The 24,661-nt window shown below is 59.4% G+C and carries 25 protein-coding genes (1 of these 25 cut by a window edge); 15 read left to right on the top strand and 10 right to left on the bottom strand.

What is annotated here, in order from left to right; all coding sequences use genetic code 11:
- Positions 1-8 precede the first annotated feature (8 nt).
- From HU718_RS27650 to trpE, 7 genes are all read left to right on the top strand, one after another.
- Entirely contained in the window at positions 9-1,052 is a 1,044-nt protein-coding gene (locus tag HU718_RS27650) for an ABC transporter substrate-binding protein (protein ID WP_038363355.1), read from the top strand.
- A 194-nt stretch (positions 1,053-1,246) separates the two neighbouring features.
- Positions 1,247-2,494 (top strand): ABC transporter permease, encoded by a 1,248-nt coding sequence (locus HU718_RS27645; RefSeq protein ID WP_008084125.1) that lies wholly within the window; start codon positions 1,247-1,249, stop codon positions 2,492-2,494.
- A gap of 12 nt (positions 2,495-2,506) precedes the next feature.
- Entirely contained in the window at positions 2,507-3,331 is an 825-nt protein-coding gene (locus tag HU718_RS27640) for an ABC transporter permease (protein ID WP_008084123.1), read from the top strand.
- A 391-nt stretch (positions 3,332-3,722) separates the two neighbouring features.
- Positions 3,723-4,871 carry an iron-containing alcohol dehydrogenase gene (locus HU718_RS27635; RefSeq protein ID WP_186616296.1) on the top strand — a complete coding sequence of 383 codons (1,149 nt, stop codon included), beginning with the start codon at positions 3,723-3,725 and terminating at the stop codon, positions 4,869-4,871.
- Positions 4,872-4,985: 114 nt separating this feature from the next.
- Positions 4,986-5,660, top strand: coding sequence for a ribulose-phosphate 3-epimerase (rpe, locus tag HU718_RS27630; RefSeq protein ID WP_007918813.1), 675 nt, complete (start codon positions 4,986-4,988; stop codon positions 5,658-5,660).
- Complete coding sequence (locus HU718_RS27625) at positions 5,657-6,475, top strand: phosphoglycolate phosphatase (RefSeq protein ID WP_150708527.1); 819 nt, start codon at positions 5,657-5,659, stop codon at positions 6,473-6,475. Before rpe ends, HU718_RS27625 begins: the two co-directional genes overlap by 4 nt.
- A gap of 71 nt (positions 6,476-6,546) precedes the next feature.
- Positions 6,547-8,028, top strand: coding sequence for an anthranilate synthase component I (gene trpE, locus HU718_RS27620; RefSeq protein WP_186616295.1), 1,482 nt, complete (start codon positions 6,547-6,549; stop codon positions 8,026-8,028).
- A 171-nt stretch (positions 8,029-8,199) separates the two neighbouring features.
- Here trpE and estP read toward each other — a convergent pair whose 3' ends face one another.
- A complete protein-coding gene (estP, locus tag HU718_RS27615; RefSeq protein ID WP_186616294.1) occupies positions 8,200-10,107 on the bottom strand; it encodes an esterase EstP in 1,908 nt (635 codons plus the stop codon).
- A 408-nt stretch (positions 10,108-10,515) separates the two neighbouring features.
- On the opposite strand from estP, the gene HU718_RS27610 reads away from it, so the two are divergent.
- From HU718_RS27610 to HU718_RS27595, 4 genes are all read left to right on the top strand, one after another.
- Positions 10,516-11,109, top strand: coding sequence for an aminodeoxychorismate/anthranilate synthase component II (locus HU718_RS27610; protein WP_034155101.1), 594 nt, complete (start codon positions 10,516-10,518; stop codon positions 11,107-11,109).
- A gap of 9 nt (positions 11,110-11,118) precedes the next feature.
- Complete coding sequence (gene trpD, locus HU718_RS27605) at positions 11,119-12,168, top strand: anthranilate phosphoribosyltransferase (RefSeq protein ID WP_038363370.1); 1,050 nt, start codon at positions 11,119-11,121, stop codon at positions 12,166-12,168.
- Positions 12,165-13,001 (top strand): indole-3-glycerol phosphate synthase TrpC, encoded by an 837-nt coding sequence (gene trpC, locus HU718_RS27600; protein WP_122842381.1) that lies wholly within the window; start codon positions 12,165-12,167, stop codon positions 12,999-13,001. Before trpD ends, trpC begins: the two co-directional genes overlap by 4 nt.
- A gap of 135 nt (positions 13,002-13,136) precedes the next feature.
- The gene (locus HU718_RS27595) at positions 13,137-13,838 is read left to right on the top strand and encodes a lipoate--protein ligase family protein (RefSeq protein ID WP_150730249.1); all 702 of its coding nucleotides are present in this window, start codon (positions 13,137-13,139) and stop codon (positions 13,836-13,838) included.
- 9 nt (positions 13,839-13,847) lie between these two features.
- Here the strand turns inward: HU718_RS27595 and crp are convergent, their stop codons facing one another.
- Positions 13,848-14,492, bottom strand: coding sequence for a cAMP-activated global transcriptional regulator CRP (gene crp, locus HU718_RS27590; protein ID WP_095122650.1), 645 nt, complete (start codon positions 14,490-14,492; stop codon positions 13,848-13,850).
- Between the two features lie 236 nt (positions 14,493-14,728).
- On the opposite strand from crp, the gene HU718_RS27585 reads away from it, so the two are divergent.
- Positions 14,729-15,151 carry an OsmC family protein gene (locus tag HU718_RS27585; RefSeq protein ID WP_003228794.1) on the top strand — a complete coding sequence of 141 codons (423 nt, stop codon included), beginning with the start codon at positions 14,729-14,731 and terminating at the stop codon, positions 15,149-15,151.
- Positions 15,152-15,388: 237 nt separating this feature from the next.
- Positions 15,389-16,183 carry an adenosylmethionine decarboxylase gene (gene speD / locus HU718_RS27580; RefSeq protein ID WP_095122652.1) on the top strand — a complete coding sequence of 265 codons (795 nt, stop codon included), beginning with the start codon at positions 15,389-15,391 and terminating at the stop codon, positions 16,181-16,183.
- A 110-nt stretch (positions 16,184-16,293) separates the two neighbouring features.
- On the opposite strand, the gene coq7 is transcribed toward speD, so the two are convergent.
- The 6 genes from coq7 to hemJ all read right to left on the bottom strand — a co-directional run bounded on the left by coq7 (position 16,294) and on the right by hemJ (position 20,870).
- Entirely contained in the window at positions 16,294-16,941 is a 648-nt protein-coding gene (gene coq7 / locus HU718_RS27575; protein ID WP_150708533.1) for a 2-polyprenyl-3-methyl-6-methoxy-1,4-benzoquinone monooxygenase, read from the bottom strand.
- A 199-nt stretch (positions 16,942-17,140) separates the two neighbouring features.
- A complete protein-coding gene (locus HU718_RS27570; RefSeq protein WP_003228789.1) occupies positions 17,141-17,479 on the bottom strand; it encodes a histidine triad nucleotide-binding protein in 339 nt (112 codons plus the stop codon).
- Positions 17,480-17,560: 81 nt separating this feature from the next.
- On the bottom strand, positions 17,561-18,349 hold the full coding sequence (locus tag HU718_RS27565; RefSeq protein ID WP_186616293.1) for an SDR family NAD(P)-dependent oxidoreductase: 789 nt from the start codon (positions 18,347-18,349) through the stop codon (positions 17,561-17,563).
- Positions 18,350-18,410: 61 nt separating this feature from the next.
- Positions 18,411-19,361 (bottom strand): DUF805 domain-containing protein, encoded by a 951-nt coding sequence (locus HU718_RS27560; protein ID WP_186616292.1) that lies wholly within the window; start codon positions 19,359-19,361, stop codon positions 18,411-18,413.
- Positions 19,362-19,439: 78 nt separating this feature from the next.
- Positions 19,440-20,408, bottom strand: coding sequence for an NAD(P)H-dependent flavin oxidoreductase (locus HU718_RS27555; protein ID WP_186616291.1), 969 nt, complete (start codon positions 20,406-20,408; stop codon positions 19,440-19,442).
- 33 nt (positions 20,409-20,441) lie between these two features.
- Complete coding sequence (gene hemJ, locus HU718_RS27550; protein WP_150793336.1) at positions 20,442-20,870, bottom strand: protoporphyrinogen oxidase HemJ; 429 nt, start codon at positions 20,868-20,870, stop codon at positions 20,442-20,444.
- A gap of 133 nt (positions 20,871-21,003) precedes the next feature.
- Here hemJ and argC point away from each other — a divergent pair, with 133 nt between their 5' ends.
- On the top strand, positions 21,004-22,038 hold the full coding sequence (argC, locus tag HU718_RS27545) for an N-acetyl-gamma-glutamyl-phosphate reductase (RefSeq protein ID WP_102901762.1): 1,035 nt from the start codon (positions 21,004-21,006) through the stop codon (positions 22,036-22,038).
- Between the two features lie 168 nt (positions 22,039-22,206).
- Positions 22,207-22,557: an iron-sulfur cluster insertion protein ErpA gene (gene erpA, locus HU718_RS27540; RefSeq protein ID WP_008077999.1), complete on the top strand. Its 351-nt coding sequence runs from the start codon at positions 22,207-22,209 to the stop codon at positions 22,555-22,557.
- 73 nt (positions 22,558-22,630) lie between these two features.
- On the opposite strand, the gene HU718_RS27535 is transcribed toward erpA, so the two are convergent.
- Positions 22,631-23,722 (bottom strand): anhydro-N-acetylmuramic acid kinase, encoded by a 1,092-nt coding sequence (locus tag HU718_RS27535; RefSeq protein ID WP_110720705.1) that lies wholly within the window; start codon positions 23,720-23,722, stop codon positions 22,631-22,633.
- Positions 23,723-23,725: 3 nt separating this feature from the next.
- Positions 23,726-24,661: the 3' portion of a peptidoglycan DD-metalloendopeptidase family protein gene (locus HU718_RS27530; protein ID WP_186616290.1), read on the bottom strand. 483 nt of this gene lie beyond the right edge of the window; the window shows 936 of its 1,419 coding nt (coding positions 484-1,419); its start codon lies off the right edge, out of view; its stop codon occupies positions 23,726-23,728.

The following is a 24,661-nucleotide window of genomic DNA, read 5'->3' as shown; positions in this document are numbered from 1 at the left end:
AACAATAAATGTTGAGATCCCTGAAGTTCACCGCCCTGACCCTGGGCCTGATGGGTGCGGCCAGCGCAATGGCCGCTGGCCCGGATTTGACCGTGGTGTCGTTTGGCGGGGCGAACAAGGCGGCGCAAGTCAAAGCCTTCTATGCACCGTGGGAAGCGGCGGGCAACGGCAAGATCGTCGCCGGCGAATACAACGGTGAAATGGCCAAGGTCAAAGCCATGGTCGACACCAAGAGCGTGTCGTGGGACTTGGTCGAAGTTGAATCGCCAGAACTGTCCCGTGGCTGCGACGAAGACATGTTCGAACAACTCGACCCGGCGCTGTTCGGCAAGACTGAAGACTACGTCAAAGGCGCGATTCAGCCATGCGGCGTGGGCTTCTTCGTTTGGTCGACCGTACTGGCTTACAACGCCGACAAGCTGAAAACCGCGCCGACCAGTTGGGCGGATTTCTGGGACACCAAGAAATTCCCGGGCAAGCGTGGCCTGCGCAAAGGCGCCAAGTACACCCTCGAATTCGCGCTGATGGCCGATGGTGTGGCGCCGAAAGACGTCTACAAAGAGCTGGCGAGCAAGGGCGGCCAGGATCGCGCGTTCAAGAAGCTTGATGAGCTGAAGCCGAGCATCCAATGGTGGGAAGCCGGCGCGCAACCGCCGCAATACCTCGCTTCCGGTGACGTGGTGATGAGCTCGGCCTACAACGGTCGCATCGCCGCCGTGCAGAAAGAATCCAACCTGAAAGTGGTGTGGAACGGCGGCATCTACGACTTCGACGCCTGGGCCATCCCGAAAGGTCTGGACGCCAAACGCGCGGAAGCGGCGAAGAAATTCATCGCCTTCTCGGTACAGCCGCAGCAACAGAAGACCTACTCGGAAAACATCGCCTACGGCCCGGCCAACACCCAGGCTGTGCCGCTGCTGGCCAAGGATGTCCTGAAAGACATGCCGACCACCCCGGAAAACATCGCCAACCAGGTGCAGATCGACGTCAGCTTCTGGGCTGACAACGGCGAGCAACTCGAGCAGCGCTTCAACTCCTGGGCTGCGAAATAAGCAGAACCTGGTGAGGGTGGGCTTGCCCACCCCTGTGGGAGCGAGCCTGCTCGCGAAAGCGCTAGATCAGCCAGCATGGATGTTGAATGTGCTGGCCTCTTCGCGAGCAGGCTCGCTCCCACAGGTAGCTGTGTTTCAACATAACAGCGGTGGTTCGCCACCTCTGTAACGATCAAAGATTTGCGGAGTACGTCATGGCCATCGCCGTTCCCCTGAACGAGGGCAACAGCCCCACCTTGAAGCAGAAGCTCAAGCGCGCCGAGCGGGTCAACCGCTGGAAGGCTCAAGCGCTGATTGCGCCGCTGGTGCTGTTTCTGTTGCTGGTGTTTCTGGTGCCGATCGTGGCGCTGCTCTACAAAAGCGTCGGCAACCCCGAAGTGGTCGGCGGCATGCCGCGCACCGTGGCGGCCATCGCCAGTTGGGACGGCCGTGGCCTGCCCGCTGAACCGGTCTACAAAGCCGCCGGCGAAGACCTCGCCGAAGCGCGCAAAAACCAGACGCTGGGCGATTTGTCCAAGCGCTTGAACATGGAGTTGGCCGGCTATCGCAGCCTGTTGACCAAAACCGCCCGGGCGCTGCCCTTCGCCAGCGAACCGGCCTCTTATAAAGAAGCCCTGGAAGCACTCGACGAACGTTGGGGCGACCCGGCCTACTGGCAGGCGGTCAAACGCAACACCAGCAGCATCACCCCGTATTACTTGCTGGCGTCCGTCGATCATCGCATCGACGACCTCGGCGAAATCGCCCCGGCCACCCCGGATCAGGCGATCTACCTCGACATCTTCGCCCGCACCTTCTGGATGGGCCTGGTCATCACCGTGATCTGCCTGCTGCTGGCGTATCCACTGGCTTATCTGCTGGCGAACCTGCCATCGCGGCAAAGCAACCTGCTGATGATTCTGGTGCTGCTGCCGTTCTGGACCTCGATTCTGGTGCGGGTGGCGGCGTGGATCGTGCTGTTGCAATCGGGCGGTCTGATCAACAGTGGCCTGATGGCCATGGGCATCATCGATAAACCGCTGGAACTGGTGTTCAACCGCACCGGTGTGTACATCTCGATGGTGCACATCCTGTTGCCGTTCATGATCCTGCCGATCTACAGCGTGATGAAAGGCATCTCGCCGACCTACATGCGCGCGGCGATTTCCCTCGGCTGCCACCCGTTCGCCAGTTTCTGGCGGGTGTACTTCCCGCAGACCTATGCCGGTGTCGGCGCCGGTTGTCTGTTGGTGTTCATCCTCGCCATCGGCTACTACATCACCCCGGCGCTGCTCGGCAGCCCGAACGATCAAATGGTCAGCTACTTCGTCGCCTTCTACACCAACACCAGCATCAACTGGGGCATGGCCACGGCGCTGGGCGGGCTGTTGCTGCTGGCGACCGTGGTGCTTTATCTGATTTACAGCTGGCTGGTCGGCGCCAGTCGCCTGCGCCTGAGCTAAGGGGAATTCGAGATGCTGAGTCCTTACATGTCGCCCATCGAACGGGTGTGGTTCTACAGCCTGCGGATCCTCTGCGGCCTGATTCTGTTGTTCCTGATTCTGCCGGTGCTGGTGATCATTCCGCTGTCGTTCAACTCGGGGAGTTTTCTGGTTTATCCGCTACAGGGCTTCTCGCTGCAGTGGTATCACGACTTCTTCGCTTCGGCGGAATGGATGCGTGCGCTGAAGAACAGCATCATCGTCGCCCCGGCGGCGACGGTGCTGGCGATGATCTTCGGTACGCTGGCGGCGATTGGTCTGACTCGCGGTGACTTCCCCGGTAAAGCGCTGGTGATGGCGCTGGTGATTTCGCCGATGGTGGTGCCGGTGGTAATCATCGGTGTGGCGAGTTATCTGTTTTTCGCGCCGCTGGGGTTGGGTAACAGCTTTTTCTCATTGATCGTCGTGCATGCGGTGCTGGGTGTGCCGTTTGTGATCATCACGGTGTCGGCGACGTTGCAGGGGTTTAACCATAATCTGGTGCGGGCTGCTGCGAGCCTGGGTGCATCACCGTTGACTGCGTTCCGTCGGGTGACCTTGCCACTGATTGCGCCGGGGGTGATTTCCGGGGCGCTGTTTGCGTTTGCGACTTCGTTTGATGAGGTGGTGGTGACGTTGTTTCTTGCCGGGCCTGAGCAGGCGACGTTGCCTCGGCAGATGTTTAGCGGGATTCGCGAGAACCTGAGTCCGACGATTGCGGCTGCGGCTACGTTGCTGATTGCCTTCTCGGTGATCCTGCTGCTGACGCTGGAATGGCTACGTGGCCGCAGCGAAAAACTGCGTACGGCTCAGGTTTAAGGGCCAGATCAAAAGCCACCCCCTCACCCCAGCCCTCTCCCCCAAAGGGGCGAGGGGGAAAGGGAGCAGATCTTCATGATTTTCAAAACCTGAGTTCGACTCGGTATCGCACGTCGGTGTACCTCTCCCATCCACCTCGATCAGTCTTTTAAACTTCGGGAGGAAGGGAGCAGATCTTCATGGTTGTCAAAACCCGAGTTCGACTCGGTATTTCACGTCGGTGTACCTCTCCCATCCACCTCGATCAGTCCCCTCTCCCTCCGGGAGAGGGCTAGGGTGAGGGGCTCTTGATTTTCTAACCGATCAACCATTCACACCCTGAATAGCAGACAACCCCAAATCCCCAGCTAATCTTGTGCCCAGCTCCCACATCTATAAGAGGCTGCGCACGATGAGTCTGTCCCAGTTCAAAATCGCTCACAAACTGATCACCGGCGCCGAGGCCATCGAGCAACTGGCGGCCGAGCTCACTCGCCTCGATATCGACAATCCGCTGATCGTCACCGACGCCGCGCTGGTCAAGTCCGGCACTGTCGAGCTGGCGCTGTGCCAATTGGGCGGGCGCGACTACGAGATTTTCGACCGCGTGCTGCCCGATCCGGAAATCGCCATCGTCGAAGACTGCATGCGTGTCTACCGCGAAGGCGGGCATGACGGCTTGATCGGCCTCGGTGGCGGCAGTGCCATCGACATCGCCAAAAGCGTCGCCGCCTACGCCGGTTACCACGGCGCACTGGAGGATCTGTTCGGCGTCGATCAGGTGCCGCGCAAAGGCCCGCCGCTGATCGCCATCCCGACCACCGCCGGCACCGGTTCCGAAGTGACCAACGTCGCGATCCTCTCGGACAAAGTCGCGCAACTGAAGAAAGGCATCGTCAGCGACTTTCTATTACCGGACGTGGCGCTGGTCAGCCCGCAAATGACCCTGACCTGCCCACGCAGCGTCACCGCCGCCAGTGGCGTCGACGCACTGGTGCACGCCATCGAATCCTACCTGTCGGTGAATGCCTCGCCGATCACTGACTCCCTGGCCATCGGTGCCATCAAGCTGATTGCCAGGTCCCTGCCCAAGGCTTATGCCAACGGTGCCAACCTGCAAGCCCGCGAAGACATGGCCACCGCCAGCCTGATGGCCGGCATGGCGTTTGGTAATGCCGGGGTCGGTGCGGTGCATGCGCTGGCGTATCCGCTGGGCGGGCGTTTCAACATTGCCCATGGCGTCAGTAACGCGTTGCTGCTGCCGTATGTCATGACCTGGAACAAGATGGCCTGCGTCGAGCGCATGCAGGATATCGCCGAAGCCATGGGGGTGAAGACTGCTCATTTGAGTGCAACCGAGGCGGCGGACAAAGCCGTACAGGCGATGACCGACTTGTGCGCGGCCGTGGAAATTCCTGCCGGGCTGCGCAGTTTCGGCGTGCCGGAAGAGGCGATCCCGGCGATGGCCGTGGAGGCCGCAGGCATTGAACGGCTGATGCGCAACAACCCGCGCAAACTCAGCGCCGTGGACATCGAGAAGATCTACCGCGCGGCGTATTGAGTCAGCGCCGGTCATCCGTCATGGCACAACCCAATCATCGCGGTCACGGTGCGCGCTTGGAAACTTGAGGTATACAATGCGCGCCATCGTGATTTAGCTCAGAAAAGGTGCGTCATGCAGCCCTTCGTAATTGCTCCGTCGATTCTCTCCGCCGACTTCGCCCGCCTCGGCGAGGAAGTCGACAACGTTCTGGCCGCTGGCGCCGACTTCGTCCACTTCGACGTCATGGACAACCACTATGTGCCGAATCTGACCATCGGTCCGATGGTCTGCGCGGCATTGCGCAAATACGGCGTCACCGCGCCGATCGATGCGCACCTGATGGTCAGCCCGGTGGATCGCATCGTTGGCGACTTCATCGAAGCCGGCGCTACTTACATCACTTTCCACCCGGAAGCCACGCTGCACGTTGATCGTTCGCTGCAACTGATCCGTGAAGGCGGCTGCAAATCCGGCCTGGTGTTCAACCCGGCGACGCCGCTGGACGTGCTCAAGTACGTGATCGACAAGGTCGACATGGTCTTGCTGATGAGCGTCAACCCGGGCTTCGGCGGGCAGAAATTCATTCCCGGCACCCTCGACAAACTGCGCGAAGCACGGGCGATCATTGATGCCTCGGGCCGTGACATTCGTCTGGAAATCGACGGCGGCGTCAACGTCAACAATATCCGTGAAATCGCTGCCGCTGGCGCTGACACCTTTGTTGCCGGCTCGGCGATCTTCAATGCGCCGAACTATCAGGAAGTCATCGACAAGATGCGTTCCGAACTGGCACTGGCACGCCCATGAGCGGTTTTGAGCAGCTGTTCCCGGGAAAACTGCCTCGGCTGGTGATGTTCGATCTGGATGGTACGCTGATCGACTCGGTTCCAGACCTGGCAGCAGCGGTGGACACCATGCTGCTCTCCCTCGGCCGCCAGCCTGCGGGCATCGATTCGGTGCGCGAGTGGGTTGGCAACGGCGCGCCGGTCCTGGTGCGCCGTGCGTTGGCCGGTGGTATCGATCATTCGACGGTGGATGACGTCGAAGCCGAGCACGCGCTGGAAGTGTTCATGCAAGCCTACGGTGCCAGCCATGAGCTGACCGTGGTCTATCCCGGCGTGCGCGACACGCTGAAGTGGCTGCACAAGCAAGGCGTGGCCATGGCGCTGATTACCAACAAACCGGAGCGTTTCGTCGCGCCGCTGCTGGATCAGATGAAGATCGGCCGCTACTTCAAGTGGATCATCGGTGGCGATACCCTGCCGCAGAAAAAGCCTGATCCGGCAGCGCTGTTCTTTGTGATGAAAATGGCCAACATCCCGGCCTCGCAATCGCTCTTCGTCGGCGACTCGCGCAGCGATGTGCTGGCGGCGAAAGCGGCGGGGGTCAAATGCGTGGCGCTGAGTTACGGCTACAACCATGGCCGACCGATTGCCGAAGAATCGCCGGCGCTGGTGATCGACGATCTGCGCAAGCTAATTCCCGGTTGCCTCGGTTCGGCCGCTGAGATAACGTTGCCCGACGCTTCTCACTCCCATTCTGGAAACGCCATCGTGGTGGTCACTCGCAAACTCTGGATGAAAGTCATCAAGGCCTTGGCCCGCTGGCGTTGGCGCGCCTGACTTGTTCCTGGCCGGCTCGCCGGCGCGTTTGCATACCTGACTGATTTGCCCCTCACACCACGAGGCACCTTATGATCCGCGAAGAATTCCTGCGCTTGGCCGCTGACGGCTACAACCGCATTCCGTTGGCCTGCGAAACCCTGGCCGACTTCGACACGCCGCTGTCGATCTACCTGAAACTGGCCGACCAGCCCAACTCCTACCTGCTCGAATCGGTGCAGGGTGGCGAGAAATGGGGCCGTTACTCGATCATCGGCCTGCCGTGCCGCACCGTGCTGCGGGTTCACGACCATCACGTCAGCATCACTGTTGATGGCGTCGAGACCGAAAGCCACGATGTTGAAGATCCGCTGGCCTTCGTCGAAACCTTCAAGGCGCGCTACAACGTGCCGACTATCGCCGGTCTGCCGCGTTTCAACGGTGGTCTGGTCGGTTACTTCGGTTACGACTGTGTGCGTTATGTCGAGAAGCGTTTGGGCAAGTGCCCGAACCCGGATCCGCTGGGCGTCCCGGACATTCTACTGATGGTCTCCGACGCGGTCGTTGTGTTCGACAACCTCGCCGGCAAGATGCACGCGATCGTGCTGGCCGATCCTGCGCAGGCCGATGCCTTCGAACAAGGTCAGGCGCAACTGCAGGCGTTGCTGGAAAAGCTCCGTCAGCCGATCACCCCGCGCCGGGGCCTGGATTTCAGCAAGCAACAATCCACTGACCCAGTGTTCCGCTCCAGTTTCACCCAGAACGATTACGAGAAAGCCGTCGACACCATCAAGGAATACATCCTGGCCGGTGACTGCATGCAGGTCGTGCCGTCGCAGCGCATGTCGATCGACTTCAAGGCTGCGCCGATCGATTTGTACCGCGCGCTGCGTTGCTTCAACCCGACGCCGTACATGTACTTCTTCAACTTCGGCGACTTCCACGTTGTTGGCAGTTCGCCAGAAGTGCTGGTGCGCGTTGAAGACAACCTGATCACCGTGCGTCCGATTGCCGGTACTCGCCCTCGTGGCGCGACCGAAGAGGCGGACGTGGCGCTGGAAGAAGATCTGCTGTCGGACGACAAGGAGATCGCCGAGCACTTGATGCTGATTGATCTGGGTCGTAACGATACCGGGCGCGTCTCGGAGATTGGTTCGGTGAAGCTCACCGAGAAAATGGTTATCGAGCGTTATTCCAACGTTATGCACATCGTCTCCAACGTCACGGGCCAGTTGAAGGCCGGGCTGACGGCAATGGACGCGCTGCGAGCGATTCTGCCGGCGGGCACCTTGTCGGGCGCACCGAAGATTCGCGCGATGGAAATCATCGACGAACTGGAGCCTGTCAAGCGTGGCGTCTACGGCGGGGCGGTCGGTTACTTCGCCTGGAACGGCAACATGGACACCGCGATTGCGATTCGTACGGCGGTGATCAAGAACGGCGAACTGCACGTGCAGGCCGGTGGCGGTATCGTCGCCGACTCGGTGCCGGCGCTGGAATGGGAAGAAACCCTGAACAAACGCCGCGCGATGTTCCGTGCCGTGGCGCTGGCCGAGCAAACCCCGGAAGCCTGACCAACACAAAACCTTGTGGGAGCGAGCCTGCTCGCGAAAGCGGTGTGTCAGCCAACATTAATGGCGACTGACACACCCTCTTCGCGAGCAGGCTCGCTCCCACAGTTGGCTTTGCGTTCGGCAATAAAAAAGCGGCGCCTGTGAGGGCGCCGCTTTTTTTTGCCTGCGGTTTTAGAAATCCAGCACCACTCCGACGTTAACGCCCTGCTGTGTAAAGTCATCATCCTTGCGCAACGAGTAACCGCCGCGCAGCGCCAGATCAGCCGTGAGCTTGTGGCTGACGCCCAGACTCAAGCGGTTCAAATGACTCTGCGGCGTATAGCCTTCAAGTTTGAAGTCATTCGCCGGCAAGGTATTGAGCGCAATACGCACCTTCTGCACATCATCTTCGTACTCACGCTCGTGAGCGTATTCGCCAAACACCTGGGTTTGCGGGGTGATGTTGTACTTGCCCTGCAAGCCCAGACCCAGACGTTTCGAATCGCGAGTCTGATCATCAAAGGTCAATGCCGTGGCGCGGTTGCTCTTCTCTGAATAACCATCGACATCAACGCTGGCGTAGTCGGCGCTGACGAATGGCGACAGGTGCCACTCGCTGCCCGGCTGGGCAATGTCGTAACCGACACGCGCGCTGAAGGCCCAGAGGCTGCCGTCAGTGTCGCCTTTCTCCGCACCTTCGCTGGCGCCCAGATCGAACTTGCGCTTGAGGTTGTCGTAGTCGAGTTTACCGCCGGTCAACGCCGCGTCAGCCCACCAGCGGTTCTGCTGGAACTGGGCGAATGCCGTGGCCATGTAGCTGTTGAGTTTGTAGTCCGAGTCGTTATGTCCGGCCTCCAGATTCTGCCGGTAGAAACCGCCTGCCACGCCGACGCGCCAGGCTTCATTCAAGCGATAGCTGCCACCGACGTTGAGGTTGTAACCATTGCCATCGGCACTGGCGCCGCTGCTTTGGCTGTCGACATCCAGATGCTGGCCACCGGCGGAAACAATCGCCCGCCACTGGCCGACTGCCTGCCAGTTCTCCCAATCCGCTTGCCATTGGTTGCGCAGTTCATCCTGATGCGCGCGCACGGTGGCGTGGGCCATTTCCGGTAACAGCGTCAGTTCCCACGGCGCGGCGAGCAGGGAATAGGCATAGTCAGAGATCAGCTTTTGCCCGGCCTCGGTCGGGTGTACGCCGTCGTTGTAGATCAGCTTGCTCGGGTCGGGTGTCGCGCTGTTGATCCCGTAACGGGCGTTCTCGGTGCAGCTATTGCCACTGAAGCAGGTCGCGGTCAGGTTCTGATCGGTGGCGAGGCCAAAGCGCCCAGGATCGGCAAACACTTCCGAGAGCAGCACCGGAATGTTCAGCGGAATGACTTCGGCGTTGATGCCTTGCAGGCGTGTGACCAACTGGCTGTTGAACTGCGTGGCGAGCTGGCTGCTGAAGGCTTGCAGCGGCGTACCGTTGATGGCCGGGGTCAGGCCAACATCAGGCAACAGCCATACCATCACGTATTTGGCGCCGGCGGTTTGCAGGGTTTGCACGCTGTCAGCCAGTCGATCGGCGGCGGCGTTGGCCTGCGGCAGGCTGAGAATGCGCCCTTGCAGGAAGTCGTTACCGCCGCCAGAGATGTAATACAGCGCATTCGGGTCGGCGCGAAAGCCGTTCGATGGCAGGTAACCGGCGCGGGTGCGCTCGCCGGTGGCGGATTGCGTCGTGATCGAGTCGAGAATCTGGTCAGTACGATAACCGCCAACCGCCCAGTTGTTGCCATCAGGTTGACCGTTTTCGGCACGCACTGCGGAACTGGAAGAGGCTGTCTGGTCTGCGGAAAAACCCAGGCGCCCGCCGAGTAGTTGCGTGGAATTCAATGAATACAGTTCACCGCTGCCATCCTGATACACCGGCCCGGTACGGTTGGTGTAACGCTCGGTGGAGCCGGCCGGGCCGCCGGTGTCGGTAAAGGTCCCGGCATCGTTCAGGCTATCGCCGAAAACAATGAAATTCGAATAGGGGTTGGGCGCAGCATTGGCCTGGGCGCAGGCCAGTGCGAGCAAGCAGCCGGCCAGCGGTACAAACAACGTCTGTTTGATCATGAGCAAGTCCGTTTATTTATTGTTGTAGGTGAACGAAACGACAGTACCAAAAACTCCCGGCGTTTTGCCATCGGTCGCGAATCCTCCCCTGGATTTATTCCCCAAAGCCCCGGCCATATTGCACGCTCCGCCCAGCTAAGTTACTGTGCCGGAACGTATGAACGAGACCTTCCCCGTGTTGATCACCAGCAAACTTCTGGATCAAGTCATCAAGGCACACGCCCGCTGGCGTTGGCGCGCCTGAATCTTTTCTGCCGGCCCCGCCGGATCTGTATCGCTTTGCCTTCCTTGCCTGTTTGAAATGCCGCTGTGCCGACGCATCTTCCTGCGTCCGACATCGTGCAGCGCCCTGCGGGCAAGTGATCTGAAGGCTGTTTTCAAATCAGAATTCAAGAGGTTCGACACGCCATGTTGCTGATGATCGACAACTACGACTCCTTTACTTACAACGTTGTGCAATACCTCGGCGAGCTGGGTGCCGAGGTCAAAGTTGTGCGCAACGACGAATTGACCGTCGCCGAAATCGAAGCGCTGAAACCTGAGCGCATCGTGGTATCGCCAGGCCCGTGTACACCGACCGAAGCCGGCATCTCCATCGAAGCCATCAAACACTTCGCCGGCAAGCTGCCGATCCTCGGTGTCTGCCTTGGCCACCAGTCCATCGGCCAAGCGTTTGGCGGCGATGTAGTCCGCGCCCGCCAAGTGATGCACGGTAAGACTAGCCCGGTATTCCACGAGGACAAGGGCGTTTTCCAAGGTCTGAATCATCCGTTGACGGTTACCCGCTACCACTCGCTGATCGTCAAGCACGACACTTTGCCCGATTGCCTCGAACTGACCGCGTGGACCCAACACGATGACGGTTCGGTTGACGAAATCATGGGCCTGCGTCACAAGACCCTGAACATTGAGGGCGTACAGTTCCACCCCGAGTCGATCCTGACCGAGCAGGGCCATGAACTGTTTGCCAACTTCCTCAAACAAACCGGCGGCACGCGCTAAGGACTTCCCATGAATATCAAGACAGCCCTGAGCCGTATCGTCGAACACCTCGACCTCAGCACCGATGAAATGCGCGATGTGATGCGCGAAATCATGACGGGCCAATGCACTGACGCGCAGATTGGCGCGTTCATGATGGCCATGCGCATGAAGAGCGAGAGCATCGACGAAATCGTCGGCGCCGTGTCGGTGATGCGTGAGCTGGCCGATCAGGTCGAACTGAAGACCCTCGACGGCGTCGTCGATGTGGTTGGCACCGGCGGTGACGGCGCAAACATCTTCAACGTGTCGACGGCTTCTTCGTTCGTCGTCGCGGCAGCCGGTTGCACCGTGGCCAAACACGGTAACCGCGCGGTATCGGGCAAGAGCGGCAGCGCCGACTTGCTCGAAGCGGCCGGCATTTATCTGAACCTGACACCGGTGCAAGTCGCGCGTTGCATCGACAACGTCGGCATCGGTTTCATGTTCGCCCAGACCCACCACAAAGCCATGAAATACGCCGCCGGCCCGCGCCGCGATCTCGGCCTGCGTACGCTGTTCAACATGCTCGGCCCGCTTACGAATCCGGCCGGTGTGAAGCATCAGGTTGTGGGCGTATTCAACAAGGCGCTGTGCCGGCCACTGGCCGAAGTCTTGCAGCGTCTGGGCAGCAAGCATGTGCTGGTGGTGCATTCGAAGGACGGTCTGGACGAGTTCAGTCTCGCTGCGCCGACTTTTGTCGCCGAGCTGAAAAACAACGAGATCAGCGAATATTGGGTCGAGCCGGAAGACCTCGGCATGAAGAGCCAGAGCCTGCACGGTCTATCGGTCGACGGCCCGGAAGCCTCGCTGGCGCTGATCCGCGATGCGTTGGGTAAGCGCAAAACCGAAAACGGCCAGAAAGCCGCCGAAATGATTGTGCTCAATGCCGGTGCAGCGCTGTATGCCGCTGACGTGGCCAGTAGTTTGAAACAGGGCGTCGAGCTTGCGCACGACGCTCTGCACACCGGCCTCGCTCGGGAAAAACTCGAGGAGCTGGGTGCCTTTACCGCGGTATTCAAAGTGGAGAATGAGGGATGAGTGTACCGACGGTTCTGGAAAACATTCTGGCGCGCAAAGTTCAGGAAGTCGCCGAGCGTAGCGCTCGCGTCAGCCTGAGCGAGCTGGAAAGTCTGGCCAAGGCGGCCGATGCACCCCGTGGTTTTGCCCAGGCATTGCTGACCCAGGCGAAGAAGAAGCAGCCTGCGGTGATTGCCGAAATCAAAAAGGCTTCGCCAAGCAAAGGCGTGATCCGCGAGAACTTCGTTCCCGCCGACATCGCCAAGAGCTACGAGAAGGGCGGGGCGACCTGTCTGTCCGTGCTGACCGACATCGATTACTTCCAGGGCGCCGATGCGTACCTGCAACAGGCCCGTGCCGCGTGCAGCCTGCCGGTTATCCGCAAGGACTTCATGATCGATCCTTACCAGATCGTTGAAGCCCGTGCGCTGGGCGCCGACTGTGTGCTGTTGATCGTCTCCGCACTGGATGACGTGAAAATGGCCGAGCTGGCCGCCGTCGCCAAAAGCGTCGGTCTCGATGTGTTGGTCGAAGTGCACGACGGTGATGAACTGGAACGTGCGTTGAAAACCCTCGACACACCGCTGGTCGGAGTCAACAACCGTAACCTGCACACCTTTGATGTCAGCCTGGAAACCACCCTCGACCTGCTGCCGCGCATTCCGCGCGATCGTCTGGTGATTACCGAGAGCGGCATCCTCAACCGCGCCGATGTCGAGTTGATGGAAATCAGTGACGTTTACTCGTTCCTGGTCGGTGAAGCGTTCATGCGCGCCGAGAATCCGGGCACTGAACTGCAGCGACTGTTCTTCCCGGAGCGTGGCACTTCCATCAGCGGTTCGACCCTCGACTGATTGCGGTTAGACCGAGTCGACTGCTTCGCGAGCAGGCTCGCTCCCACATGAACATGCATTCCAAATGTGGGAGCGAGCCTGCTCGCGAAGGGGCCATCGAAACCGCTAAAGATTTCCATGTTGCCGGAGCCTGTTATGTCGCTGCCAACCCCCCTGACCATCGAAGCCGGCCTGCAAGCCGAACAGGATTTGCTGGCCTCGGTTTGCGCCGGCGACTCCGAATTCGGCCTGCTGTTCTGGCAACCCAGTGATCGCGCGCTGGTCATGCCGCGCCGCCTCAATCGTCTCCCCGGTTTCGACCGCGCCTCTGAAGTCTCCGCCGCCGGCGGCTGGCCCGTCCTGCTGCGCGAAACCGGCGGCGAACCCGTGCCGCAATCTGCCGCCACTATCAACATCGCTCTGGTCTACGCACCACCGCGCAGCGAAGGCGACCTCAATCGCATCGAAACCGGCTACCGCCGCTTGTGCGATCCGATCTGTCAGTTGCTCGACGAGTTGGGTGGCACGGCATCGTTGGGTGAAATCGACGGTGCGTTCTGCGACGGTCGCTTCAACGTCAATCTCGACGGCCGCAAAATGGTCGGCACCGCGCAGCGCTGGCGCCAGAGTCAGGGTGGACAGCGCCCGGTCGGTCTGGTGCACGGTGCGATGCTGATGGATAACGAACGGGAATCGATGGTCGCAGCGGTCAATCGCTTCAACGAAGCGTGTGGCCTGGAACAGCGGGTGCGGGCGCAAAGCCACATCGCCCTGCATGAAAAATTCAACGCGCCACAGGCCTTGGCGCGTCTCGATGAGTTGTTTCGTTTGATGTTGGCGCAGATGTACAGCGCCTGATATTCGGGCTTAGCGCGTACCGAAGACCACCATGGTCTTGCCTTTCACATCGACCAGGTTGCGTTCCTCAAGATCCTTGAGCACGCGACCGACCATCTCCCGCGAGCAACCGACAATCCGCCCGATTTCCTGACGGGTCACCTTGATCTGCATGCCGTCCGGATGCGTCATCGCGTCTGGCTGCTTGCACAGTTCCAGCAGGCAACGCGCCACTCGACCAGTGACGTCGAAAAACGCCAGATCGCCGACCTTGCGCGTGGTGTTACGCAGGCGTTGTGCGATTTGTCCGCTGAGTACGTAAAGAATGTCTGGATCCTGCTGCGACAATTCGCGGAACTTGGCATAGCTGATTTCCGCGGTTTCACACTCGACCTTGGCCCGCACCCAAGCACTGCGCTGCTGTTCCTGACCCGCCTGCTCGAACAGGCCCAGCTCACCAAAGAAATCCCCGGCGTTGAGGTAAGCGATGATCATCTCGCGCCCGTCGTCATCCTCGATCAGGATCGTCACCGAACCCTTGATGATGAAGTACAGCGTGTCCGAGCGATCGCCCGCACAGATGATGTTGCTCTTGGCCGCATGGCGACGGCGCTGGCAATGCATCAACAGCTTGTCGAGATTCTTGATTTTGGGTGTGGGGGTAATAGCAACCATGGTTGTATCCCGAAAAGACTGCACGGTGATGTTTGATTTTTTTATGAGGCGCTGAAGGCGGTCGCTACACAGCTGACATGGGCGCCAGCGAATTGGCGCCAGCTTAACAGACACTTCGTCGAAAATTCGAGAAATTACCTACGTCGCTGAGGCATCCGTCCTAGGAACGTCGCTCGCTGTCCGGGCGAAGCCCTGTGCTAAGCTGGCGACCCTTTTTTTACAGTGGAGTCTGGGCGATGAAGGCACGCATCCAATGGGCTGGCGAAGCCATGTTCCTCGGCGAATCCGGTAGCGGTCATGTCGTGGTGATGGACGGTCCGCCGGACGCCGGTGGTCGTAATCTGGGTGTTCGCCCGATGGAAATGCTTCTGCTGGGTGTTGGCGGTTGCAGCAACTTCGACGTGGTCAGCATCCTGAAGAAGTCCCGTCAGGCGGTTGAAAGCTGCGAAGCTTTCCTTGAAGCCGAGCGCGCGACTGAAGATCCGAAGGTGTTCACCAAGATCCACATGCATTTCGTGGTCAAGGGCCGCGGCCTGAAAGAGGCCCAGGTCAAGCGCGCCATCGAACTGTCCGCCGAGAAGTATTGCTCCGCTTCGATCATGCTCGGTGCCGCCGGTGTCGCGATCACACACGACTATGAAATCGTCGAACTCGGTTGAACCGACATTCAACTATCATAAAAGCAGTGCAGACTCTGGCGATCCCCCGCTGACGTCTGCATAATGCGCCACTTTTTTCAGGGCAGTGGTCAGTCAGCCGACAGATCATCCGCCTGAACAGATAACCAAAATCGCCATCGCGAAGAGGTGTTAACCGTCCTACGCAGGTGCGTTGTTCGCACTTGACGGGCATGCTTGATCACGCGGCCGTGCCGCATACATAGAGAGTTTTTAACGGTGAAAAGCAAACTCAAGCTCCACGGGTTCAATAACCTGACAAAGACCTTGAGCTTCAACATCTATGACATCTGCTACGCGGAGACCCCGCAAGACCAGCAGGCTTACGTCGAGTACATCAATCAAGAGTACAACGCCGAACGCCTGACGCAGATCCTCACGGAAGTTGTCGAAATCATTGGTGCCAACATTCTGAACATTGCGAGTCAGAACTATGAGCCTCAGGGTGCCAGCGTCACGATTCTGATTTCTGAAGAGCCGGTAACCCCGACTGAAAGCCAGATCGAAGAATCGCCAGGCCCGTTGCCCGAAATTATCCTGGCCCACCTCGACAAGAGCCATATCACGGTGCATACCTACCCGGAAATCCATCCGGACGACGGTATTGCAACCTTCCGTGTGGACATCGACGTGTCGACTTGTGGTGTCATCTCACCGCTGAAAGCGCTCAATTTCCTCATTCACCAGTTCGATTCGGACATCGTGACTGTGGATTATCGTGTGCGCGGCTTCACCCGTGACGTTGAAGGCAACAAGCACTTCATCGATCACGAGATCAACTCGATCCAGAACTACCTGTCCGAAGACACTCGCGACGCGTACCAGATGACCGACGTGAACGTGTACCAGGAAAACCTGTTCCACACCAAAATGCTGCTGAAGAACTTCGAACTGGATAACTACCTGTTCGGCGACGCCACCAGCAACCTGTCCTCCGAGCAACGCGCTCAGGTGACTGACCGGGTGAAACACGAAATGCTCGAAATCTTCTACGCGCGCAACATGCCGACCTAAGATTCACCGGGCACAAAAAAGGCGACCTTTCGGTCGCCTTTTTCAATTCTGCCGCCCCACCTGTGGGAGCGAGCCTGCTCGCGAAGGGGCCCTTTGCAGCAATACCGTTCTCAAATCCGATAAGTACTCTTGGTCATCACTTTGGCCAGAATACTCATCCCGAACTTCACCGGCGCCGGAAAACGGAAACCTCCAGCCTCCAAAGCACTTTCGGCATGATGTTCTTCATCAATGCGCATCTGCTCGAGAATCGCCCGGGATTTTTCGTCCTCGGCCGGCAACTGTTCGAGATGTTCATTCAAGTGTTTGCAAACCTGATGTTCGGTCGCCGCAACAAAACCGAGGCTGACCTTGTCGCTGATCAACCCGGCCACCGCGCCAATCCCGAACGACATGCCGTAAAACAGCGGATTGAGCACGCTGGTATGGCTGCCCAACTGATGAATGCGTTGTTCGCACCACACCAGATGATCAATCTCCTCTTCGGCGGCGTGCTCCATGGCCTCGCGCACCTGAGGCAGCTTGGCGGTCAGCGCCTGTCCCTGATACAGCGCCTGCGCGCAGACTTCACCGGTATGGTTGATGCGCATCAGGCCGGCGACGTGGCGGCTGTCTTCGTCGCTCATTTGCGTGTCCGGCTGCAAAATCGCCGGCGACGGACGGTACGGCTGGCCACTGAAGGGCAGCAGGGTACGCATCGCGGCATCGGCTTGCAGCAGAAGACGGTCAATCGGCGAGTAGTGACGTTGGGTAGTCATGCTGACCTCCGGGAAGAATCTCGACGGCCAGTTTAACCGAATCGGCCGGGGGAAGGTTTGCGCTGGGTCATTTGCTGCGCGGTCATGATTTTTTGTGGGAGCGAGCCTGCTCGCGAAGGCGGAGTGTCAGGCACTGATACATTGAATGTGCTGACGTCTTCGCGAGCAGGCTCGCTCCCACAGGGGGATGGGGCGTGCCTTAGCCCGGCGGCCAGTTCATCTGCCGCTGACCGAGTACGTGCATATGGATGTGGTAGACGGTCTGCCCACCTTTCTCATTGCAGTTCATCACCACGCGGAAACCTTCTTCGCAACCCAGCTCCAATGCCAGACGCTGCGCAGTGAACAGGATGTGCCCGGCCAGAGCCTTGTCGTCTTCGGTCAGGTCATTGAGGGTGCGCACCGGTTTTTTCGGGATCACCAGGAAATGCACCGGTGCCTGAGGGGCGATGTCGTGGAACGCCAGAACCTGGTCGTCCTCGTAGATGATCTTGGCCGGAATTTCCCGGTTGATGATCTTGGTGAACAGAGTATCCACTGCTGTTTTCTCCGTTGTTTGGGCTGGTCTGAGTGTACGCAGGGCGGCTTATCCCGCCCAGTGTTTTACCTGTAGGGCATTTCAGCGCGGGCAGTAAGCCTTGTTGACCATGCCGACAATGGTACGGTTGAGCCAGCGCGAACCCAGTCGCGGTAAAAACGCGAACCAGCGGTTGCGCCGCCCCGGAATGATGATGGCGCGGTTCTTGTCGAGGGCGCGCACGGTGTACAGCGCAACCTCCTCGGGACTCATCAGCAATTTGCTGTCTTTGAGTTTGTCGCTGTTGAGCTGTGCCGTGCGGAAAAATGCCGTACGGGTCGGGCCGGGGCAGAGCACCGAAACCTTCACCGCACTTTGTTTGAGTTCAACCCGCAAGGCTTCGGAGAAGTGCAGCACATACGCCTTGCTGGCGTAGTAGGTGCTCATCCACGGGCCGGGATTGAACGCGGCGACCGAGGCAACGTTGAGAATCTGCCCGCCACCCTGTAGCGCCATGCTGTTGCCGATGGCGTGGCAGAGGCGGGTGAGGGCGAGGATGTTCACTTCGATCAGATCCTGCTCGGTCATCCAGTCCTGCGCGAGAAACGGGCCGCAGGTGCCGATGCCGGCGCAATTGACCAGCAAGTCGATATGCCGGTCACCTTCTTCCAGTTCCAGCAGGAAGCCGGACAGACGCAATGGCTCGCCCAGATCGCAGGCGCGGAACAGTACCTCGATGCCAAAACGCTGGGTCAATTCGATCGCAATGCTTTCCAGCTGATCACGCTGTCGGGCCACCAGAATCAGGCTGCGGCCACGCCGGGCCAGTGCTTCGGCCATCGCCAGGCCGATGCCGCTGGAGGCGCCGGTGATCAGTGCGTAACGGGTCATGCAATTCTCCATCGCAACAGCTCCGCGCCGGCGACGCGGGTGTCACGGCGGGGAGCGCTGTTCATTCTTTCGCAGAGTCTACAGGGGCCTGCGCCGCTTCGGCTGCCTCGTCGGCGGAATCCACAGGTGATTCGACTTGTACTTCGACTTCATCAGTGGTCACCGAGCCACTTTCGTAGCTGCTTTCCAGATTGCTTTCATATTCCTGCTGGATAGCCGAGATCCCGCCGAGCATTCCACCGACAAAGATCAGCGCGAAGAACACGATCCACAGGGAGCACAGCACTTTCACGGCGGTGCTGTTGGGCGGCGGGGGAGGGCCATAGCGATTGGCGCCGGTATTGCCCGGTACGACCATGATCACCAGCGGAAAGAAACTGCCCACGAACGGCACCAGGTTCAGCAACCAGAGCCAGCCCGACCAGCCGATATCGTGCAGACGCTGGACGCTGAACAGAATGCTGACAATCAGGAATGCGACAAACAGGAAAAAGGCGAAGATTCCGCCGATGATCAGGCCAGTGGTGGAATCGCCGCTGACCAGCCCCAGAGCCAGCAGGGCGAACACGCCGACAATGGGCAGGGTCACCAGGCTCAGGACCATCGTCCACGCCAGAAAGCGCAAGCGACCGATTCGCCCTTCGACGCTGAACGGCTTGAGTGTGGCGAACTCAGCCTGGCTTTCGCCAACGCTTGCGCGAGGCGGTGCATACGGCGAGTCCGGTTCGGCCACAACGGCGGTGTGCTCATGGACGTCCGCCAGGTTCAGCTCGATTGCCGTTTCAGCTTCAATGCGTGCGTCGATCCCGGTTTTGCTCAGCGCTTGCAGATAGGCCTGCGCATCACTGTGGGACAAATCACGCTTGAGTGCGACGGTGCGGCCACTGAACAGGCGTTCGATCGCGGCCACATCGCTTTTGAACAGATCCGCCAGATTGAGTTTGGCCGTGGTGATATCGACAGCGGGCTGTAGAGCTCCGTCGAACACGATCTTGTAACGGGGTTCGCTCATGGCCGAGGCATCCTTGTCGCGAATAGATTGAAAGGTCAGCAGTGTAAGGCCAGTCGATTGGGGCTGGCCTGATTTTTCTTAGCGTGGCCAGCGTTGCGGTAGCTGGGCTGCGCGTTCCTGTGCCTGGCGATACTCGGCGTCCAGTCGGGCGATCAATTGATCAACGCTTGGCAGGTCGTCGATCTGCCCTACGCCTTGACCGGCCGACCACACGGTTTTCCAGGCTTTGGCTTCATCGCTGATTGGCTTGAGCTTGTCACCGAAATTGACCTCGCCCTTGCCTTGCAGAGCCGCCATATCGAAACCGGCCGCCTCCAGGCTCTGACGCATAAAGCTCGCCGGCACTCCCGAGACCGCTGGAGTATGGATGATGTCCGCAGCCTTGGCTGTCAGCAGCATCTCCTTGTAGGCGTCAGGCGCATGACTTTCGGTGGTGCCGATAAATCGCGTACCGAAGTAGGCCAAATCCGCGCCGAGCAGCTGTGCGGCGAGAATCTCATGACCGTGGTTAAGACATCCTGCAAGCAGCAGGGTTTTATCGAAGAACTGGCGGATCTCGGCGATCAGCGCAAAAGGACTCCAGGTGCCAGCATGGCCCCCGGCGCCAGCCGCCACGGCAATTAACCCGTCGACACCGGCTTCGGCGGCTTTCTCGGCGTGGCGGCGGGTGGTCACGTCGTGGAAGACCAGGCCACCATAGCTATGTACCGCGTCGACCAGTTCCTTCACCGCGCCGAGGCTGGTGATGACGATTGGCACTTTGTGCTCGACGCAGATGTTCAGATCCGCCTGCAAGCGCGGGTTGCTGTTGTGCACGATCAGGTTCACCGCGTACGGCGCCGGGTTGTTCAGTGTCGCCAGTCCCGCTTCAATCTGTTCCAGCCAGGCTTTGAACCCGCTGCTTTCGCGTTGATTCAAGGCCGGAAAACTGCCGACCACGCCATTGCGGCAGCAGGCGAGTACCAGTTCCGGGTTGGAAATCAGAAACATCGGTGCGGCCACCACAGGCAGACGCAGACGTTGTTCGAGTAGTGCGGGCAGCGACATTATGAACACCCCAAGGATCTGTACTTGTTGAAGTTAGAACGGCTTGACCACGACCAGAATTACGATAGCCAGCAATATCAGAACCGGCACTTCATTGAACCAGCGATAAAAGACATGGCTGCGGGTGTTTTCGCCACGGGCAAAACGTTTTACCTGCGCGCCGCACATGTGGTGGTAGCCGATCAGCAAGACGACCAGTGTCAACTTGGCGTGAATCCAGCCACCCATGCTGAAGAGGCTCGGGTTGAGATAGATCAGCCAGCCGCCGAAGATCAGCGTGGCGATCATCGCCGGGCCCATGATGCCGCGATACAACTTGCGCTCCATGACACTGAAGCGCTCTTTGCTGATCGTGTCTTCGCTTTGCGCGTGATACACGAACAGACGCGGCAAGTAGAACAGCCCGGCAAACCAGCACACGACGCTGACGATGTGAAAAGCTTTGATCCATAGATAGAGCATTTTTAGTTATTCCAAGTTCACGGTAAGCCGGATAGTAGAGGCTTGAGCGTCCGCACGTCACCTTGATGGTTGTCGCAGGGCCCCGCGGCCCCTATTATCGACGGCTTTCCAGTGGGTTCTTTGAGGGCAGGTTATGGTCAAGGTCGGTATCGTCGGCGGCACGGGTTACACCGGTGTCGAACTGCTGCGTCTGTTGGCGCAGCATCCGCAGGCAGAAGTGGCTGTTATCACTTCCCGATCCGAGGCCGGTCTGGCCGTGGCTGACATGTACCCGAACCTGCGCGGTCACTACGACGGCCTGGCCTTCAGCGTGCCGGACATCAAGACCCTTGGCGCTTGTGACGTGGTGTTCTTTGCCACGCCGCACGGTGTCGCTCACGCGCTGGCGGGCGAATTGCTGGCAGCGGGCACCAAGGTCATCGACCTGTCGGCCGATTTCCGTCTGCAAGACGCTGAAGAGTGGGCCAAGTGGTACGGTCAGCCGCACGGCGCGCCGGAGTTGCTGGACGAAGCGGTTTACGGTCTGCCGGAAGTCAATCGCGAGCAGATCAAGAAGGCCCGTCTGATTGCGGTGCCTGGATGCTATCCGACCGCAACGCAGCTGGGTTTCCTGCCATTGCTGGAGGCGGGTCTGGCCGATACTTCGCGTCTGATCGCCGACTGCAAATCCGGCGTAAGCGGTGCTGGTCGCGGCGCGGCTGTCGGCTCGCTGTACTCCGAGACGTCGGAAAGCATGAAGGCCTATGCGGTGAAAGGTCACCGTCACCTGCCGGAAATTCGTCAGGGTCTGCGTCGTGCAGCGGGTAAGGACGTTGGTCTGACCTTCGTTCCGCACCTGACCCCAATGATCCGTGGCATTCACTCCACGCTCTACGCGACGGTGGTTGATCGCTCGGTGGATCTGCAGGCGCTGTTCGAGAAGCGTTATGCCAACGAACCGTTCGTCGACGTGATGCCGGCCGGCAGCCATCCGGAAACCCGTAGCGTGCGTGGCGCCAACGTTTGCCGTATCGCCGTTCACCGTCCGCAGGATGGCGATCTGGTGGTGGTGCTGTCGGTGATTGATAACCTGGTCAAAGGTGCGTCGGGTCAGGCGGTGCAGAACATGAACATCCTGTTCGGTCTGGACGAACGCTTCGGTCTGTCCCATGCCGGTATGCTGCCGTAACATTTTAAACGGCACAGCGAAAAGGCCCGTCTGACGGGCCTTTTTGTATTCTGATCAGCTCGTCGGGTTTATTGATATACCGTAACAATAGTTGACCGATTTTCTCGGACAAGCGGATAATGCGCGTCATCACGCATTATGGCGGCGTAACGCCGGGAGATAGTCAGCATGAGCGTCGAATCCTTCACCCCCACGGCTTTGCAATTCACCCACGGTGCTGCGCACAAGGTGAAGAGCCTGGTCGATGAAGAGGGGAATGATCGCTTGAAGCTGCGCGTATTCGTTACGGGCGGCGGTTGTTCAGGGTTTCAGTACGGTTTCACCTTCGATGAAGATGTGGCCGAGGACGACACCATCGTCGAGCGCGAAGGCGTGAGCCTGGTGGTAGATCCGATGAGCTTCCAGTACCTGGCCGGTGCTGAGGTGGACTACCAGGAAGGTCTGGAGGGTTCGCGTTTCGTGATCAAGAATCCGAACGCCACCACGACGTGTGGTTGCGGGTCTTCGTTCTCGATCTGATCGCTCCTCGTTCCAGATAACAAAACGCCGCAGAGCCTCACGGTTCTGCGGCGTTTTGCTGTGTGCTATTTAATCAGGCCGGGTAGATGGCGCCGAGAACCCGAAGGCCGCGTGCGCCGGTGACGCTTGGGCGGTTGGCGGCGATGCCTTCAAGGCAGCAATGGGCCAGCCAGGCGAAGGCCATGGCTTCAACCCAGTCCGGGTCAACGCCATGAGTGGCGGTGCTGGCGACCGTTGCGTTTGGCAGCAGATCGGCCAGACGCTCCATCAGTGTGGCGTTGTGCGCGCCGCCGCCGCAGACCAACAATTCCTGAGTGTCGGATTGAGCGCTTTGCAGCGACTCGATGACGGTCAATGCGGTCAGTTCAAGCAGCGTGGCCTGCACATTCTCAGCGGCAAAGGTTGGCAGGTGTGAAAGGTGTTGTTCCAGCCATGGCAGGTTGAACACTTCCCGGCCGGTGCTTTTTGGTCCTTTGGTGACGAAGAACGGATCGCGGAGGAGCGCTTCGAGTAACGTTGGCTCCACTTTACCGCTGGCTGCCCAGTCGCCATTGCGATCGTAGTTTTCGCCACGTTGCTGCTGAATCCAGGCGTCCATCAGCACATTCCCAGGGCCACAGTCGAAACCGGCTACAGGCTTGGTCGGCTCAATCAGGCTGAGATTGCTGAAACCGCCGACATTCAAGACGGCCTGATTACCGGTACGCTCTTCGAACAAAGCTTCATGGAACGCGGGAACCAGCGGAGCACCTTGGCCTCCGGCTGCGACATCGCGGCTGCGGAAGTCGCTGACTACGGTTATGTCTGTGAGTTCGGTCAGCAGGGCAGGGTTGCCGATCTGCACGGTGAAACCGCGCGCCGGTTCATGGCGGATAGTCTGGCCGTGGCTGCCGATCGCACGAATGTCTTGGGGTTTGAGTTGCTGCTGATCGAGGAGGGTATGAATGCCCTGCGCAGCGAGCTTCACCCAGTTCTGTTGAGCAATCGCCGAGCGGGCGATTTCGTCAGGACCGCTGGCGCACAAGCCAAGCAGCTCGGCGCGCAGGGATTCAGGCATTGGAATGTAGTGCGTGGCGATCAGCTTGATCGCCGAAGACTGTTCGATCAGGGCAATGTCCAGACCGTCGAGACTGGTTCCGGACATCACACCGATATAAAGAGCCATGGCTTAGCGCTTGCTCGAAGCCAGCATGGTGGCCTTCTCTTGATCCATACGCGCCATCAGCGGTTGGCTCTGTGCAAGGAAGCGAGCGCGTTCGGCTTTGGCAATCGGATCAGCCATTGGCAGCTTCTGGCCCAGAGGATCGACGTGAACGCCGTTGACCTGGAATTCATAGTGCAAGTGCGGGCCGGTGGACAGGCCGGTGGTGCCGATGTAACCGATGACTTGGCCCTGTTTCACGGTACCGCCAGTCTTCACGCCTTTGGCGAACCCTTGCATGTGGCCGTACAGCGTGCGGTAGGTATTGCCGTGCTGGATGATCACGGTGTTGCCGTAGCCACCACGACGCCCGGCGAGCAGCACTTTACCGTCACCGGCAGCCTTGATTGGCGTACCGCGCGGCGCAGCGTAATCAACGCCTTTGTGGGCGCGGATCTTGTTGAGGATCGGGTGCTTGCGGCCCATGGAGAACTTCGAGCTGATGCGGGCGAAGTCCACCGGTGTGCGGATGAAAGCCTTGCGCATGCTGTTGCCATCAGCGGTGTAGTAGCTGCTGTTGCCTTGTTTATTGGTGTAACGCACGGCGGTGTAGGTTTTGCCGCGGTTGGTGAAGCGGGCAGACAGGATCGGGCCATTACCGACTGCTTTGCCGTTGACTACTTTCTGCTCGTAGATCACGTCGAATTCGTCGCCCTGACGAATGTCCTGAGCGAAGTCGACGTCGTAGCCAAAGACGCTGGCCATATCCATGGTCAGGCTGTGAGATAGGCCGGCTCGGGCCGCAGATTGTGAAAGCGAGCTGTTGATCACGCCGTGTACGTAAGCGGTGCGAACGGTGGGTTTTGCGGTAACCCGGTTGAAGGCATAACCCTTGTCATTCCTGGCCAGGGTAATGGTTTCGACGTCACTGACCTTGCTGTGCAGACTGGTCAGTTGGCCTTC

This window comes from Pseudomonas tensinigenes, from assembly GCF_014268445.2.
GTDB classification, from domain to species: Bacteria; Pseudomonadota; Gammaproteobacteria; order Pseudomonadales; family Pseudomonadaceae; genus Aquipseudomonas; species Aquipseudomonas tensinigenes.
The sequence above is the reverse complement of the archived record's forward strand: the minus strand, read 5'-3'. Positions and strand labels throughout refer to the sequence as shown.